At 43.6% G+C, this 16255-nt stretch carries 17 protein-coding genes and 1 pseudogene; 1 reads left to right on the top strand and 17 read right to left on the bottom strand.

Annotation, left to right across the window (positions count from 1 at the left end):
* Positions 1-87: pseudogene (locus VB780_RS27150) on the top strand (IS5/IS1182 family transposase); the annotation flags it as partial.
* A 46-nt stretch (positions 88-133) separates the two neighbouring features.
* Here the strand turns inward: VB780_RS27150 and VB780_RS27145 are convergent.
* The 17 genes from VB780_RS27145 to VB780_RS27065 all read right to left on the bottom strand — a co-directional run bounded on the left by VB780_RS27145 (position 134) and on the right by VB780_RS27065 (position 15758).
* On the bottom strand, positions 134-1072 hold the full coding sequence (locus tag VB780_RS27145; protein WP_323354315.1) for a sulfotransferase: 939 nt from the start codon (positions 1070-1072) through the stop codon (positions 134-136).
* A 23-nt stretch (positions 1073-1095) separates the two neighbouring features.
* Positions 1096-2319, bottom strand: a complete 1224-nt coding sequence (locus VB780_RS27140) for a glycosyltransferase family 4 protein (RefSeq protein ID WP_323354314.1) — start codon at positions 2317-2319, stop codon at positions 1096-1098.
* A gap of 23 nt (positions 2320-2342) precedes the next feature.
* A complete protein-coding gene (locus VB780_RS27135; RefSeq protein WP_323354313.1) occupies positions 2343-3221 on the bottom strand; it encodes a class I SAM-dependent methyltransferase in 879 nt (292 codons plus the stop codon).
* A gap of 81 nt (positions 3222-3302) precedes the next feature.
* Entirely contained in the window at positions 3303-3971 is a 669-nt protein-coding gene (locus tag VB780_RS27130) for a sulfotransferase family 2 domain-containing protein (protein ID WP_323354312.1), read from the bottom strand.
* A gap of 99 nt (positions 3972-4070) precedes the next feature.
* Entirely contained in the window at positions 4071-4985 is a 915-nt protein-coding gene (locus tag VB780_RS27125) for a glycosyltransferase family 2 protein (protein WP_323354311.1), read from the bottom strand.
* Positions 4986-5065: 80 nt separating this feature from the next.
* Complete coding sequence (locus VB780_RS27120) at positions 5066-5938, bottom strand: class I SAM-dependent methyltransferase (protein WP_323354310.1); 873 nt, start codon at positions 5936-5938, stop codon at positions 5066-5068.
* Positions 5935-6846: a class I SAM-dependent methyltransferase gene (locus VB780_RS27115; protein ID WP_323354309.1), complete on the bottom strand. Its 912-nt coding sequence runs from the start codon at positions 6844-6846 to the stop codon at positions 5935-5937. The genes VB780_RS27120 and VB780_RS27115 overlap by 4 nt, the downstream gene beginning before the upstream one ends.
* Entirely contained in the window at positions 6839-7870 is a 1032-nt protein-coding gene (locus VB780_RS27110; RefSeq protein ID WP_323354308.1) for a glycosyltransferase family 2 protein, read from the bottom strand. The genes VB780_RS27115 and VB780_RS27110 overlap by 8 nt, the downstream gene beginning before the upstream one ends.
* Positions 7819-8664, bottom strand: coding sequence for an alpha-1,2-fucosyltransferase (locus tag VB780_RS27105; protein WP_323354307.1), 846 nt, complete (start codon positions 8662-8664; stop codon positions 7819-7821). Before VB780_RS27105 ends, VB780_RS27110 begins: the two co-directional genes overlap by 52 nt.
* 29 nt (positions 8665-8693) lie before the next feature.
* A complete protein-coding gene (locus VB780_RS27100; RefSeq protein WP_323354306.1) occupies positions 8694-9560 on the bottom strand; it encodes an FkbM family methyltransferase in 867 nt (288 codons plus the stop codon).
* 2 nt (positions 9561-9562) lie between these two features.
* The gene (locus tag VB780_RS27095; RefSeq protein ID WP_323354305.1) at positions 9563-10333 is read right to left on the bottom strand and encodes a DUF268 domain-containing protein; all 771 of its coding nucleotides are present in this window, start codon (positions 10331-10333) and stop codon (positions 9563-9565) included.
* The gene (locus VB780_RS27090) at positions 10330-11088 is read right to left on the bottom strand and encodes an FkbM family methyltransferase (protein WP_323354304.1); all 759 of its coding nucleotides are present in this window, start codon (positions 11086-11088) and stop codon (positions 10330-10332) included. Before VB780_RS27090 ends, VB780_RS27095 begins: the two co-directional genes overlap by 4 nt.
* A 22-nt stretch (positions 11089-11110) precedes the next feature.
* Positions 11111-12376 carry an ABC transporter ATP-binding protein gene (locus VB780_RS27085; RefSeq protein WP_323354303.1) on the bottom strand — a complete coding sequence of 422 codons (1266 nt, stop codon included), beginning with the start codon at positions 12374-12376 and terminating at the stop codon, positions 11111-11113.
* 41 nt (positions 12377-12417) lie between these two features.
* Positions 12418-13284, bottom strand: a complete 867-nt coding sequence (locus VB780_RS27080; RefSeq protein ID WP_323354302.1) for an ABC transporter permease — start codon at positions 13282-13284, stop codon at positions 12418-12420.
* Between the two features lie 40 nt (positions 13285-13324).
* Positions 13325-13765, bottom strand: a complete 441-nt coding sequence (locus VB780_RS27075; RefSeq protein ID WP_323354301.1) for a hypothetical protein — start codon at positions 13763-13765, stop codon at positions 13325-13327.
* Positions 13766-13785: 20 nt separating this feature from the next.
* A complete protein-coding gene (locus tag VB780_RS27070) occupies positions 13786-14211 on the bottom strand; it encodes a hypothetical protein (protein ID WP_323354300.1) in 426 nt (141 codons plus the stop codon).
* A gap of 227 nt (positions 14212-14438) precedes the next feature.
* Positions 14439-15758, bottom strand: a complete 1320-nt coding sequence (locus tag VB780_RS27065) for a glycosyltransferase family 4 protein (protein ID WP_323354299.1) — start codon at positions 15756-15758, stop codon at positions 14439-14441.
* Positions 15759-16255 lie beyond the last annotated feature (497 nt).

Here is a 16255-nt window from a genome sequence, read left to right as displayed (position 1 = left end):
CGCTTGGTGCGAGACTACGAACGGCTACCGGAAACGTCAGAAACCCTCATCTACCTTGCCATGATACGGATCATGGTCAGGCGATTGGCATGATTTTTGACCCCATCGGACTTTTCAAACACCCTCTTATAAACTACCAGTCTTCGTCGCCGTAAAACTCATGGGAAATTGATTCAACTTGGCTACGAACAGTAAAAATTTCATTTTGAGTTAGTCTTTGTTTCCAGTTTTTGATGTTTCTTCGACTATCAAGTTTTATGTAGTCAAAGCTTTGGTTTGGTGCTTCCTCCAAATTGTCAGGACTGCTATAATTTAATATTTCCGATTTAATTTGAGGGGTAAATTTTAGATTCAACTTAAGAAAAATGCGCTGGAATTCTTTTGCTGGTTCTAATGACAAGGCTTCATGCTTTACAAACATCCAATCAGGATGATGGATTACGTAGTCAGAAATTTTAGAGTGGCAAATATTCCAGAGTAGGCTAGCTTGAAGAATGATATCGTGTGGCGTTTGTGCATATGCTCTAACATCAGACTGCAAATGTTCAGGTAGCTTTTCTAGTAAAGTTTTCTGTCTGAGAAAATGCTCAAATGGAAAAGCCCATTGCTTTCTCTTGATGCTGCTAACGAAAGCTGCGGGATGTCGGATAAGTATCAGTACATCAGTATTAAAGCTTGACGAAAGCCATTCTGCTGAAAACAATGCTAAGGGATCTTTAAGGAGGGGTCTAAGTCGTAGAGCTTTACTTTTTTCAAACTGAATATAATCCTTAAGCACTGTTTTAATCTGCGGAGGTGACTGTAGTTGTTTCACCACACTTAAAAAACTGTAGCGAAAATTAACGGTGTCTTTAAGGGCTGCATAATATAGATCTTCGTTTTCTGAATGTACATGAGTATACCAATAAGGAAAATTAGCTCGGCAACACCCAAAGCCAAGAGTTTTATCAATGTTGAAGGGTTCATGGATATAGTGAACTTGCTTAGAGTTGGCAATCATTTTGCCTGTCCATGTAGTGCCTGATCGGTGAGAGCCGGTCACTAAAATAGGTTTTACACTTGAGTTTTTCATGCTTGTATAACATTGAATGCAGATTAGATTTGTTTTAACATCTTTTTATAGAGATCTTCGTACTGCTCAGCCTGAAGAGAAAGAGAATATTCGTGTAAAATAATCCGGCGACAAGCTTTTCTCATACTTTCGCTATGGTGGTTATCTTCGAGTAGGTTGATAATACCTCTACAGAAATCGGTTGTATCTCCGGGATGGGCTAGATAGCCTGTAATGCCTGGGCGCACAAGTTCACCCACCCCACCGATATCAAAAGATATCATAGGGGTGCCACATGCCATGCTTTCTTGCAGAACAAGGGGTAAGTTGTCAGCACGGGTTGGAAAGATAAATAAATCTGCCGCAGAAAAGGCGATAGATTTGAGGCGATCGCTGCTGATATAGCCCAAGTTCATTAGAGGTATATCTAATAAAGTAGCTAATTGCTTGGATGGATGGCCGAGGGTTAGCAAAAGGCAGTCTTTCTTTAGGGTGGTAGGCAACTGGTTCAATGCCTTAATCAGCAAATCGCCACCCTTACGAAAATCTGTAAGGTTAACGGCGCTAAACAGCAAAACCCTTTTCTTTGCAGATATTCCTAAGGTTGTGCGGCAAAACTCGCGGTCAAGTGGTTGATAGGCATCAGGGTCAACCCCGTTAGGTATATAGTGTATTTGAAAACGCCCTAAAATACTGGCTTTCGCTTGCTCCGCTAACCAGCGGCTAGGGACAACTATCGTTAGATTAGAGCGATTGTAAACCCAGTCTTTTAGCTTCCATACCAAATGGGTGCTATCGCGACGTATGCCGGGGTAGGTTTTGGGGTAGGGGCAATGACCACAACCCGTTTGCCAACGAGTACAGTCGTAGCTATAGGCACAGTGACCGGTAAAGCTCCACATATCGTGAAGCGTCAACACGGTAGGCTTTTGTGCCGTAAGGCGCGGAATGGCTAAATAGCTGAAGTAGCTGTTATGCAGATTGTGAAAGTTAAGGATATCTGCTGCGGCAAAGAAGGGATGTTTGGGTATAGCGAAGCTGCTAATGTGGTTGATATAGTTAAAGCCACCTCTGTGGGTTAACCGCTGGAGCTGGTTTTCAAGCCATTGGTGGCGAGGCACTTGTGCAACTCGTGGGTCATCAGTTTTCTTCTGTCCTACTAACAGCTTGGAGTCTAGGCCCTGATTGAGTAAAGCGCTATGCAGCCGATATGCAGCAATAGCAGCTCCACCTAAAATATCTGACTGGTTGACATGTAAAATTTTCAAACTAAACGGGTTGCTGTTTTGAATTAATTAGCAAGATTAATGCTATCGAGGATTTGCTGAGTTTGTTTAATTGAGTTGGCTATTACTTTCTTTGTCCGAACTTTCCAAGCTGAAACATAGCGTCTATTAAACTCTCGTAAGATAAATAGACGTCTAGATTGCCATTCTATTTGGCGAACTTTTACCCAATCTGTAGGCTGAGTCGACGTTTTCAGATATATGGTGGCGTGGCTACCGTGACAGTAATCAACCATTTTAAGCCCCATCGCGGTTGCAAGTTGTGTAAAACTAAAACGCAGATGGAAAGTCTCAGGCAAATGGCACTTGATTGAAGGATAAAAGTGGTTAGCAATAATCAAGTAACCGTTGACTTCTACTAGAGCAATCATTTTAGCCAAAAGAGAAAGAGGGTCAGGAACATGCTCCAAAATATCAGTACTCACTAAGCACTGATATTTTGATTTAAGTTGATTGACGAAAGCTATGTTACTGTAACCCTCGCAAGACTTTAGCGCAGCTCGGGCTGGGAAAGGCTCATAAATATCTATAACAGCATTAGCTGACTTCTTAGCAATCATACGTGCTAATGTGCCAAAACCACCACCAAAATCTAGAATCCTAGTGTGATTTTCTTGGACTATCCAATTTGATATGGCAGTTCTGCACTCTAAAGAAACATCGTGGTTTTCTATAAATAGACCGTTAAGTAACCAGACAGGATGCTGGTAATAGCTCTTGAGTTTCTCTATATCGGGTGCCTTATTGTCACACTGCATTTCATCCCAAATTTGATCCATTATGTGCCACAGCGCTTGAAGCGTGAGGTCTTCACCTTGAAGTCTGTTGATTAACCGCTCGATTTCGATTGCTTCATAATTTGATAAATAGTCAGTAAAGTGCATAGCCTAAGACTGCATCATATGAACCATAAACACTATTTGCAAAGTTTCAAATAGTGTCGCGTAGAATATGGTATTGCAACATCAGTAGTATCCAAAAAGAGTAATATCTCGTTCATAGATTGATTCTAGATTTTTAATGCTATCGGCATGCAAAACTTCACTGAAGTTTAGGGTAGTCGAAGAAGAACGGTTAACTGTTGCCTGAGGGCGAAGCTGAATTTTTAGTAATTCCTGTAATATTTTAATGTCTTCCATAAAGGTTTCGGTCTTAAAAACTCTGCTAGCAGCCACCTTTCCACCTATTTCTAGAAAGGTGTGTTGAGGTTTAAACCAAGGCAAAGTCAGTAGTTCAGAGGTTTTTGAAATAGTTTTAGCAACTTGGTCAACTGATGAACCATATAAATTGATTTTGTTTCTTATTTCGGGAACATAGCTCCATAGAGTGGTTTTCTGGAGAAAATTGTAGGCAGAAATAAAACGGCATACAGGATGGCGAACAAAAGAAAAGACAAATGAAGCTAAAAATAGGGATCTGTCTAGCTTGTAGTAGTCAGACGCACTTGCATGACCTAGCTGAAAACCTATATAAGAATCTAAAAAGGCTGAACCTGCACATTTAGGAATATGTATAAAAATTATTTTATCTTGCCTGAATTGGCGAGGAATGCAAAACTTATTTGAGCCGTTCTTGACATTATTATTGAAGCTAAAGGCCGATTTTAATTTCGAAGATATTTTCATCATTTTCATCTCGGTTGATCGTTATAAAGTGAATAGCAGGCTATTAATAGTGCGTCTTAGGTTGAGTTAATGACTAAAATAATTCTTCAAAAATCAAACTTGCTTTTTTCAGTGGTTTTTTATCCAAGCCTTTAAAATCGATTTCATTTTTGCAGGGAAAGACAGCTTTGGTTTGGAAAATCGTTGGGCCAGCAATGTGTCATGGATGACATCGTGGATTAAACAATTTGGATGGCGGATAGGTAATATAGCCTCTGTAGGCATTTTTAGCCAGTTTGGTGCATGACCGAGGGTATGGGTAGCCTCCCTGTCAAATCCTATGTTACCAACTAAATTTACGCGAGGCCGAATGCAAAGCCCAGAGTTGACCCACACAGATGCTGCCCAGACATAGGCCCAAGAATCGAGCTCGCCTGCTTGAATGAGTTTCCATTGGTTTAGAAAATGATTGAAGTCTAGACCAACAGAAATAGCTTTCAAAGCAAGATTTTCAATAACATCGATCTGCTCCATAAAGCGCAATGAAGCTTGGTTCATTTGCCATGCCCTACGCCAGGTAGCCCATCCCCAAATTTGGGGAAAGATGCTGAAAGAGTAGCTGGCCTCTCCGCTAATAGGTAGGTTGCCTTGGTTGCTGCCAGAGCAAACCATAATGCGCATGTCGTAGCGATAGCGCTCAAGCAACTCGGAGCAGTAGAGAAAAAAATCTGGATGAGGAACACAGTCATCTTCAAGGATGATTGCTTCTTCAACTATGGAAAAGGCCCAGTCTAGACCACTAGAAACGCGTTCTCTACAACCTAAATGCTCTTCCGAATAATTGCGTAGGACATCACAATCCCAATCCACATTGTTTGTGATATCTCTAGCTGTTTGGCAAAGTATGGCTTCACCTTTGCTACGAGGGCCGTCAGCGATTACCAGAAGTTGGGCAGGTTGAGCATTGCGAATTGCCTTGAACACCTGTGCTGTTAAATCAGGGCGACGAAAAATGATGAATATAACAGCTGTATGGCAGGACACGAGCGCAAAAAAAGAATTTTTTGGGACGGTTATTTATCAAGTCTGACTGTCTTAATTTGAGTGGGAATAACTTTCTGTCTCTATAGCTCAGGTTTAATGGCTTCAACAAATAAAGAATCAGGCTTGTAGACACTTCCATCTGGCTCAGTATCTAGGTTGTAAGCACTCCATCCCTCTAAATAGCTTGTTGTTGCATTGCGCTGTATTATATCGATGAAGCCACATTGTTGTATTAGCTGTGTTAAAGAATAGCGATCATACATCCACTGATGTACTTCTCCCATTTGGCGAAAGCTGCCTATACGTAAAGATTGATATTCTTTTGAGCTTAAAATTAGTTTTAAAAATGCATTACGGCGGTAGCTAGAATAGCGAAAAAATCTGTAAATAGGTTGAGCAAAACTTTCTAGTGTTCTAGATGTTGTAGGGAAGTTGCTAGCGTAAGTTTTGCCTTGATTGCCTGACTGACTTCTTTCTCTATCCGTAAACTTCTTGGCCTCAGATCCTAATCTTTGGATTATAAAATCCAGGTTGGGAATGTGTTCTTGACTTAGGTAAGAACTCATCAGACCACCTGGCTGATTGCGTACCAACTGGTCTAAAAGCTCTATCTGCATCCACCTATAGTTGTCTTTCCAGCCTGATAGATTGTTCTCAGCCTTTTTCAAGGCATCCAAATATCCATTAACAACCGATTCTAAATCAGGAACAACTATTCGGAGAACACCATGAGGGTGCAAAACTCTAAAACATTCTTGAAGAAATTTAGGAGCTTCATAAAACGAAAAGTGTTCTAATAAATGAGAGTGATAAACTAAATTATAACTGTTACTAGGTGCAGGTACACCAGTTAGTAAGTTATGGGCAATAACGTCTTTGTCAGATGAGGTAAAATCAATATTGACCCAATCAGAATGATAGCGTTGCCCACAGCCTAAGTTTAAGAGTTTCATGTAAGTTTGCGGAACCGAGCGTAGAGACTTTGACCTCGAAAGAATCGCCTCATACCTAACGTCAAAACTTTGTGATACATAGATAAACTCAATCTGTTAAAAGGAATTTTGTAAAGTGGGGAAATTGATTTGAAGTAATTAGAATATGCTCCTAGAAAGCTAGATATATGGTATATGGCAAGCGGCTCAAATCTTAGAACTTCTAACTTGATTGGGAAGAGATTTTCTAATGCCCTAAAAGTATTTTCAGACCACCGAGTCACATGGTGTGGTGGCATATCTAAAATATTGTATTGATGGTGAAGAAAGCTTTTTGAATTGGGCACGCAATAAATGAGTTTTCCTCCGGGTTTTAAAATATCTAACGAAGCCTGAATAAATTCTCCAGGCTGAGCAACATGTTCAAGCACTTGAAAACTGCATACCCCGTCAAAATGCTCTTTATGAGTTTTAGCTAAAGCATTCAAGTCTAGAGAATCTATAGGCAAAGCTCTATTTTGAGCGGCTTTTATTGCTTCTTGATTGAGTTCAATACCTTGGACGTTTAGACCATGGTCAATAGCTTTTTGCAAGAAATCGCCAAATGCTGAACCTATCTCCAAAACATTGGAGCAGTTATTGAGATCGTTTAAAGCTACTCGGTGCTCCCATTTGTCTGGCATATAGTACCAGTCAAAAGACTGAAGTTGCTCATATAGTCTACTAGAACCTTCAATATTTTCAGGGACAAAAAACTGAAGTTCCGTTTTTTTACACTGGTATAAGTCGATTTGACTACAAGAGGCGAAGTGTGATGAAATATCAATTGAGAACTTCTGTTGCCAATCATCTATTAACTGCTTTGTAGAAGTAGATTCTACAAAACTGACATCTGAACGTTTAGTTAGAGGACTTAAGGGCTTAGACATATTTGGAAAATAGTTTTCGGCTGAATCTACTCAAATCGCTACGAACTTTAGTCAATTTTTTCCTCCAGCGTTTTCGATATGTTCCGCCAAAGACATGTCTAAAAGTATAGTAATCAGCTGCTTTATGTTGAACCACAAAAGGTGGATGTGAGATAGACAGAATTTCTTCTACAGACATTTTGGCAAGGTTACTGTCTCCGCCAGTATGTGTAGCTCCCTCACCAAACCCAAGATTAGAAACTAAATTGACGTTAGGTAAAACCGTCAATCCGTTATTAGCCCAACAGGCAAATGTCCATGGGTAATCCCAAGTGTTTGGTTTGCCTTCTAAAAAAAGAGTGTTGAAAATTTCAGTCCAGTACTTTTCTTCGTGAGAATTGTCACAGATTGATTGCATAAAGCCATCATTCCGAAATTCGAGCCATTTCTGAGGATTAAGTTCCCAATGTTTCCAAGCTCGTCGCCAGGTGGCCCAGCCCCAACAATGGTTGTACTTCGAGAAATAATAGCTATAGGGTGTTCTTTTTTGCCCGTCTTGGTAGTTGCTGCCACTAACTACCATAATGCGCTGGTCGTGGCGATAGTGTTTAAGTAGTGTTTCACAGTAGAGAAAGAACGACTGATGGGGAAGACAATCATCCTCAAGAATAATGGCCTCTTCTACCTGCTCAAAGGCCCAGGTTAATCCTGAAGACACTCGGTTTCGGCAGCCCATGTTGGTACCCGAGTAGTTTCGTAAGACTTCGCAATCCCAGTCAACATTGTCGGTAGCGGCTCTAGCCTGCTGGCATAGTTCAACCTCGTCTTTATTGCGGGGGCCATCGGCTACTATTAATAGCTTTGAAGGTTGTGCTTGACGAATAGCTTCAAATACAAGGGCTGTTAGATCAGGTCGTCGGAAAATGAGAAGGACAACTGGGGTAGAGCAAGGCATGAAGATTACTTCAAGGTATGGCAAAAAAAGTATTTGTGTTAAACCTCTACGTAAGTCAGAAAAGATGACTTTATAAAGGCTGGATACCATTGCTGTTTAGAGTGACCTGCCCAATATTTCGGAGCCAGAAAAACTGAAGAGTTTTGCCATAGCCTGGCAAAATAAGCCGCCCACCAAGCAAAGCTACTTGCCGATAGAATACCACCTTGGCACTGAGTCATCAGGGCAAAGTCTTCGGCAGCAGTTCCAGTGGAGATATAAAAGTTGTCTAAATCACCAAATGTTGCCTTTATATAATCAGGCTCGTCAGAGGTGAACACGAAAAAAGCATCAGGAATATCAGCTTTAATAAGGTTGATACACTTACGATAGTAGCTATTTGGCAGGACTGCTGAATTTTCTTTATCAGGCCAGTTTAGGTAATCTCCTCTCCTGACGTGGACGTAGATAGGAATTCTTCTTAGAGGAAGTTGTTCTAATGATTGCTTTGCAAAAGCCAAAAGTTCTGGTTTTAACACCAGGGATTTAACTATGCTTGGATCAAAAAAAGATTCGCTTTGGAAATAATTCTGCTCTACAACGGTAATGGTTTTTAACAAGCTTGAATTATAAAAGAGGTTTATTGATGCTTTGGCTTGCTTAACTCTTTGAATGATGTTTTTTTGGGATAAGTAGTTAGCCCATTCATAAAAGCGATAGCTTAGATATCTCTCTACCTTAGAACTGCGTGTGTTGATGATTTTTGCTTCTATACCATTAAAAGTCGATTGCAAAGCTTCGAATCCAAGCAGCACAAGTGTTTCATTCGTCTGACCTAGAGTCTTAAGACCAGCGTATTGAAACAGTTGATTGCCTAATCTTCCAGATTGATTAAATATTATCAAAAGATCAACTATGGTGAAAAAATAGAGATTTATCTGTAAATTAGTCGGCGAAATTCCACGGCAATACGTTTTGAAAGGGGTTCTGATATCTTTAAAGGAGGAATTTCTAGATGATCGCCTCTAAAGTTATTGCAGATACTTTCAATTCTGTCTTTTGGAAAAGATTTATTGTCATGGATAGCAATCATATTGCCATAAACATTTTGAGAGGAGAAAAGAGTACTTGCAACTAAATTAATAGTTTCGAGATCAAAAACTTTTTCCTTAGATTCTTTCTCGGAATCGATTTGAATTAACTGCCCATAGCCGAGGTTGTTCAACAAAGATAGAATATTTATGGTGTCCTGTAAAAACCCTTTGGCCCAGCCACCTTGTTGACTCTCAAAGGTTCCTCCACCTCCATATTCAAACATTATGACTTTCGGCAACAGTTCTAGATTGAGTCTAGAGAGTTGATTTAAAACCGAGTATTCAGCTCCTTCAATGTCTATCTTGAGGCAACCTATTCTTTCTATAGAAAACATACTTATTAGGTCTTTGAGAGTTATGGAAGCAACTTCTTTTGCAGTAGCAGTTGCTCCCCACCAGTTTGGGCAAGTTGAACTAAGGTTTAAGTTCTCGTTCCCTAAGTAGTTACCTACATACAGATTTACGGTTCCGTTCTTTTCAGTAATGCAAGCTTCTACCAGTGGGATATTACGACGTCTACAGAGCTTTTTAAGGTTTTTTGCAGGCAAAGGCTCAACTGCAATTGTTGGAAAACTCAGCTTATCAAAAAGCTCACAGTAGAATGCGAAGGTTCCGCACCCAATTTCAATAGCATAGTCAGATCTTGAGTGACCTACCGTAGGGAGAATTTGTGCTAGCAAAGCTTGGCAGCAGTCTTCTACAAGCATTGTTATGCTCCATAAGGCTTGAAAATTTCGAATAGGCCGGTTGTGCCAAAATTCTTCGTGTGGCAATAATTTTTGGAAAGCGACTGCTCCACAATAAAAGAACTATCGATAATTATCAGCGGCGACAACATTTTTTTCAGGCTTTCTATATTAAAGATCCTACCCGCATTAAAAGCGGTTATGTCTTGGTCGCCAACAGGAATAGAAAGATAAAGATATCCTCCTGGTGCTAAAACTCTGCAAAGTTCAGCAATTGCTTTTTCTGATCCACTAGGATCGAGTGGATCGCCATAACGTCCCAGTCCAATATGCTCCACAACACAAAGGCTAGACAAAGAACTAATACTCTCACTTTTGAATGGTAAATCTAAGATAGATCCTTCTTGAAATTTAAGGCTTTCTAAAGGAAGAGAAAGAGGTCTGATATCGACCATTGTGACGGGAAGTATCTTTGAAAGAAAAGCAACAAATTTATGATGTGATCCCACATCTATGTGTTGCTTGGGGGCACGGTTAACAATCCTTTCAAAAGCCCAGGTATCTTGGTAAAAATAGGTGGGCTCAATTGTTGTTGTTGTTGTATCTTCCCCTATGCATGGATAAAAGTTTTGCAGCAAAGATGAGTCTGTAATGCCAGCAGCTTTTCTGTACTGATGGTAGCTCTTCCAAAAGCGTTGCCATGTGCCAATATTTTTTAGCAATGACTTTGATACAGCGCGAGGTGAATACTTATACCGTTGTCTTCGGAGTATCCATAGAGCTTCTTGAATCATACTTTTGGAGTTGCAATGTGCAGTGAAAACTGTGCAGTTTGCGATGAGTGGCCACCGGGAAAAATCGGATTATCTTTTACTATATTCCTAATGACATATCCACAATCTTTCAAAAATACTTCTATTTCTGATGGGGTATTACCCATGTCAAAAGTTGTTGCGCCAAACTCGAACACACAACATCTTATACGTTGGGACGCGAACAGTATCCTTGCACCAAGCATGACCTGATATTCAGCTCCTTCGACATCTATCTTTAGTAAGTCGATGTGGTCGATTTTATGATGAATGCAATATTGATCAAGAGTGATTGCAGTTACTTCTTCTTGGCTAATTGGTTTTATATCGATGCCATAGTTCTCTAAGGGACGATATGCTAAAGTATTCCAACCTGAATATTTTTCGTCATAGATATTTAACTTTAGAATACCGTCTTTATCTGCAACTGCGCATTGATTTAAGTGAATTTGAGGTCTACCAGACAATTTGCAAACATTTGAAAGCTTTTGAAACGTTAACACACATGCTTCAAAAGCATAGACTTTTCCCGAAGTACCCACAAAACGAGAAAATAAGAGGGTTAATTCTCCAATATTTGCTCCTATATCAAAAACTATCATTCCTTGTTCAAGATAGGATATGTAAAATATTTGCTCAGCCTTTTCAGTATCTATGTAAGAAGCTTGTTTTCTTTTGACAGCTCTAATTAATCTGTTTTTACCTTTCTTGATTTTCGATAACAGTGACTTAACCATAGGGAATTCGTACTATTAAAAATCAATTTTCCAAACGCCATTTAGCATTCACTAAGCATACGCCTGTGCTTATGGGAGGCACCTCTCCAGAACCATAAAAATCGCCATCAACCACTGATAGCTCTAAGGCATCGCTGAGAGAATCTAAATAAGCTCCATCTCGAATTAGTGAATAAGTTAAATTGTAGCTAGATGGTGGCAATGGCAGCTTTTCGATACGGCAAACAAAAGCACCATTTTTGGGAAGGGCACCAAAGTCATCTTGTGTTAATCGGTTATGTTGAAGAAATACAGGCGCGTCTAGCTGAGTTCTGATCATAATACTTGCTATAACTCTCGATAAGTTTATGCTGGCTGACTCAAAATATAAGTAGATATCAATAGTCTGACCAGACGTGGCAATTTCTAATAAATTACCCTCTACGTTCTTTACCTCAATATCCACAACTCTGATTTCACCTGAGCCCTTCCTGTCTCGACGGTCTTTGAGTGAGTCTGATTCGCTGACAGTACTAGTTAGATACTGAGTAATTGTTTCACTCTGTTTTCCTGAAAATATTACTTGTCCTTGGCGCAAGAAAATGCCTTTTCTACAAAGCTTTTCTACGGCTGCCATATTATGGCTGACGAATAAAACCGTTCTGTCTTCGTTTTCAGCTACATCTTCCATCTTGCCGAGGCACTTTCTTTGAAATGCTGCATCGCCTACGGCTAGCACTTCATCCACTACTAGTATTTCTGGCTCTAGGTGGGCTGCTACTGCAAACGCTAGCCGCACATACATGCCGCTGCTATAGCGTTTGACAGGTGTGTCTAGAAACTTTTCCACCTCGGCAAAGTCAACGATCTCGTCAAACTGACGGTGTATATCAACCTTGCTCATTCCTAGGATGGCACCATTCAGGTAGATATTTTCTCGACCAGTGAGTTCTGGGTGAAACCCTGTGCCAACCTCTAGCAGGCTGGCTACTCGGCCTTTAATGCTGATACGGCCTTCTGTTGGTTCGGTAATGCGGCTGAGGATTTTGAGTAGAGTAGATTTGCCTGCGCCATTGCGGCCAATGATACCAATGCGATCGCCCCTTTTAACCTCAAAAGATACATCCTTTAAGGCCCAAAAATCCTCGGATTTTGGATTTTGGATTTTGGGTTTTGGTTTGAAAAACTGGGTCATTCCCTTGGCTTTGTGAGCCAGTACATCTCGCAAGGCTGTATAACGCTCCTGCTGTTGATGGCTGATGATGTATTTTTTGCCCAGATTTTCAACCCGAATGACGGTGTCAGACATTGTAGCCGTAGGTGAAGGTCGTCGTAGGGAGGCATCAGATGCTAAATGACATCTGCAAAGGTGCGCTCCATTTTTCGGAAGTACCAGATACCAGATACCAGCAACAGAATTACTAAACTCATCGATAGGGCAAACCCTGGCCAATATATAGTGGCCTCATTCCCTAGAATGGCCCAACGAAAGCCGTCAATCACCCCGACCATAGGGTTTAGTGAGTACAGCAACCGCCACTGGTCGGGCACGATGTTGCTGCTAAACCCCACCGGAGAAATGTAGAGGCCAAACTGTACCAAAAACGGCACAATATAGCGAAAATCGCGATACTGCACATTGAGTGAGGCCATCCACAGCCCTACGCCCATGGAGGCCGCCAGGGCAATCAAGGTAAACAGCGGCAGGGTAATAATTCGCCAGCTGGGTACATAGGCAAACCACACCATTAGCGCCACCAAAATGATGCCAGAGATGGCAAAGTCTACAAAGCTGACCACGACAGCGCTAGTGGGTACCACCAGGCGAGGAAAATATACCTTTGATAAGAGATTGGCGTTGGCGATCAGGCTGTTGCTGCACTCGGACAGGGCCGTGGAAAATAGCTGCCAGGGCAGCATGGCCGAAAACACCAAAATTGGGTAAGGAACCCCATCCGACGGTAGGTTAGCCAGCCGGCCAAACACCACGGTAAACACCACCATGGTCAAAAATGGCCTGATCAATGCCCAGCCCACGCCAATGGCGGTTTGCTTATAGCGCACTAAAATGTCGCGCCAGGCCAGAAAATAAAATAACTCTCGATAGCGCCAGATATCTTGCCAGTAGTTTTTCTCCGTGCGGCCCGCTTCGATAATTAACTCGGTTTCCCCAGGAGCGCTCGATGCCCTGCGCCGCTTAATTTTAAGCTTGGTCATAGATAGCTACTGTCAGTGCTCATGGTGGTTTCGCTCTCTCTTATCTTTGTATCAATTCCAGGGCTTGAGTTTGGATGTCCTCTGGGTCAACCATTGCTCTAAGCTCCTGGTCAGAATATTGCCCTTCAAAAGCCTCCAGTGCCGCCTTGCGAATAGCGATCTCAAACCCATCGACCAATAGATCGGCCAACTCAGATTGATTGGCGTAGGTGCCCCCCGCCTTGCGGCGACGATTTACTCGCTGTATCCCCTCGACCGCGTTGTAGATAGAAAATTCCCAGGAGCGAGTGCTGCGCTTTTCTGCCTGCTGCTTGATCAGATGCACCAGCAGCACAATCCCATCGGTATAGATTTTGTTGAGCTTATCGTCCTTAGACATTTCCTCTAAGTCGGCAACTAGCTCAAGGGCTTTGTCGTAATCGTGAGCTTCAATATGCTGGCGTAGTTCGATCAGCTCTTCCATCAGATTGAGGTAGGTCAATACTAGATATAGTAACTAGCCTAGCCAATGCGGCGAAAGTCTTTGATGCCCTGGTACTGGGTCTGGCGAGCCTGGCGACGGGTAAACTCGCCAACCGTGGGGTTGCCTGTGGTCAAAATCACCCCGCTGGCCTGCATCCAAAGGGTTTCTGGCGCGGCTGCAACGGTGTACTGGTTGGCGACGGTTCTGTGGACATGGTACCAGCGGGTTTCTTGGCAGTGATCGCACCAGAAGGCTTCGAGCCACTCACCGGTTAGGGGAACGGTACCGTAACCGGCAATCACCGTCAGCGATCGCAGCCGACTCAACCCCCGCTGCTGGAGATGCTCGGCCTCCGTCGTGTAGAGAGGATACTTTTGGCTAACGCTGTCGAGGTAGGTGCCGTGGTCGGGGCAGTAGATGGCGCGGCGTTTAGAGCGGCTGCGGTTACGGCGGGGCTGAGTCATGGTGAGAAATAGCGAAGAACACAGGACTAGCTGACGAACAATAATGAAAAATGGCTATACCTATCCCACGCTACGGCCTCGGCTGTGCTGCCGAGGTTGCGGGGGAGAGACTGAGATCATAGCGACCGTCGAAGCCCACTCCATGCCAGAAGAGTACAGGATTTATTTAATTAGGCAAGGGCTAGAGCCAGGTTTTCTTAAGATTGTTTGGGTTGCTGCTGGTTAAATTAGAGGCGAGAGACGGTGGCCTTGGGCACTTCAGCGGTCGGGGGAATGGCTGCTGGAGCCTGAAGACAGGCTTTTACAACTTCAAAATAGCGGTGGGTGCCCTGTTCGGGGGTAAATTTTTGCTGCATGTAGCGGCGACCTCGGTTGCCCATCTGAAGAACCAGGGCTGGGTCGGACACCAAGGTGCGAATAAAATTGGCTAACCCCGCGCCGTCGCCGTTGCAAAAGGCGCGGCCAAACCCACCCTCGGCCAGCAGCGATCGCAGGTAAGAATGGGGCTCGCAAATAGCCGCCACCGGACGGCCTGCCGCTAGACTACCGTACAGTTTGCTGGGGGCCACCAGTCCCTCTACCCCTTCTACCAGGCTGACTAAGCTGAGGTCGCAGGCGGTGAGAGAAAAGGGCAGAGTTTCTTTGGGTTGGTAGGGCAAAAACAGACAGTTAGTTAGCGCTGCGCGGACGGTGTGGTCAATACAAAATTGGCGCTTGGCCCCGGCCCCAATGAACACAAACCGTACGGGCTCGTGGCGCAGCGCTAGGGCTGCGGCCAAAATGGTGTCCATATCGTGGCAGCGCCCCATATTGCCGGAATAGAGCACCGTAAAGACTTGATCGAGGTGGTGGCGGAGCGCGAACCAGTTGTTGGTCTTAGGTCGGGGAATAATCAGGCCCGGGTCAGCCCAGTTGTGAATCACCGATATTTTGTCGGCGGCGGCGGGGCAGTGATCAACAATGCGCTGCTTCATGGTTTGGCTCAGCACCACAATGGCATCGGCCTGGCACCAGGTGCGGCAGTTAAGCCAGCGCCAGAGGCGCACGAGCCAGTGATGCTTTGAGACTACCCCCAGGGCGACGGCCACTTCGGGGTACAGGTCGTACACCACGCACAGGTAAGGTTGGCCAAAAAGACAGTGCATGAGGTAGGCCAGCACTGGCAGGTAGGGGGGTTCGGTGGTGACGAGCAAGAGCTGACCGCGACGGGCCGGGTGCAGTAGCTTAATGAGCGATCGTACGCAGTAGAGTAACCCCCCTACCGCTCGCCCCCGAATGCGCTGGGGCCAGAGGCGCGAGGTGCGCGTGCGACGGATTGTGACCCCCTGCACCTCTTCATGCTTGGCGGCGAGTCTGCGATCGTAGGCGTAGCCGGGCTGACCCGCAAACACCTGCACGCCAACCCCCCGCTGACTAAAACTCTGGGCTAGTTCTTCCACCAGCTGCCCGGTTGCGGCATAGTCGGGGGGGAAAAACTGAGTCAGAATCGAGACCTGCAACGGGAGGCTAGGCGGGCCATGGTTTGCTCTCATGGGGGATCTACTCATGGGGAGATGCAACACGGATGATAGCTAAATGTTCTGGTTTTGAGCGCTGTCTTTTTAGGTCAAGTGTATAGACTAACGGTTGAGAAAACCAATTTTATTTAAACGTGATATTGCCCTTAACTAGACCCTAATTTATGTATTGTTGAGAACATTTTGGAGATTGTAGCTAAATGGTAAAGCCTATTTTTTGCGCTCAGAATATTTCTTGTGGCTCTGTCGGAGGAGACTACCGATCACGATATTCTGTGATTCATTCGGTGTCTGCTCCTTAAGAGCCTTGGTTTGAAGATTCGACCTGAAATCTTGAGGAACCAGAGGGCAGCTGGTGCCGAACTTTGCCGCCTGAGGGCTAATGCTATTCGCAGCTCATGGTAGCAGCCTTTTTAGAACTTCTGGGTAACGGAAAAAGCGTCAGTGCTCAAGGGTAAGGTCTAGTCTTGGGTAAGCCTACATAAGACCAGTAATTGATTTTTTCCACATCTACCCTAGGTGTGAAT

The organism is Leptolyngbya sp. CCNP1308 (assembly GCF_034932455.1).
GTDB lineage: Bacteria > Cyanobacteriota > Cyanobacteriia > Phormidesmidales > Phormidesmidaceae > Nodosilinea.
This window is presented reverse-complemented; position numbering and strand designations above follow the sequence as displayed.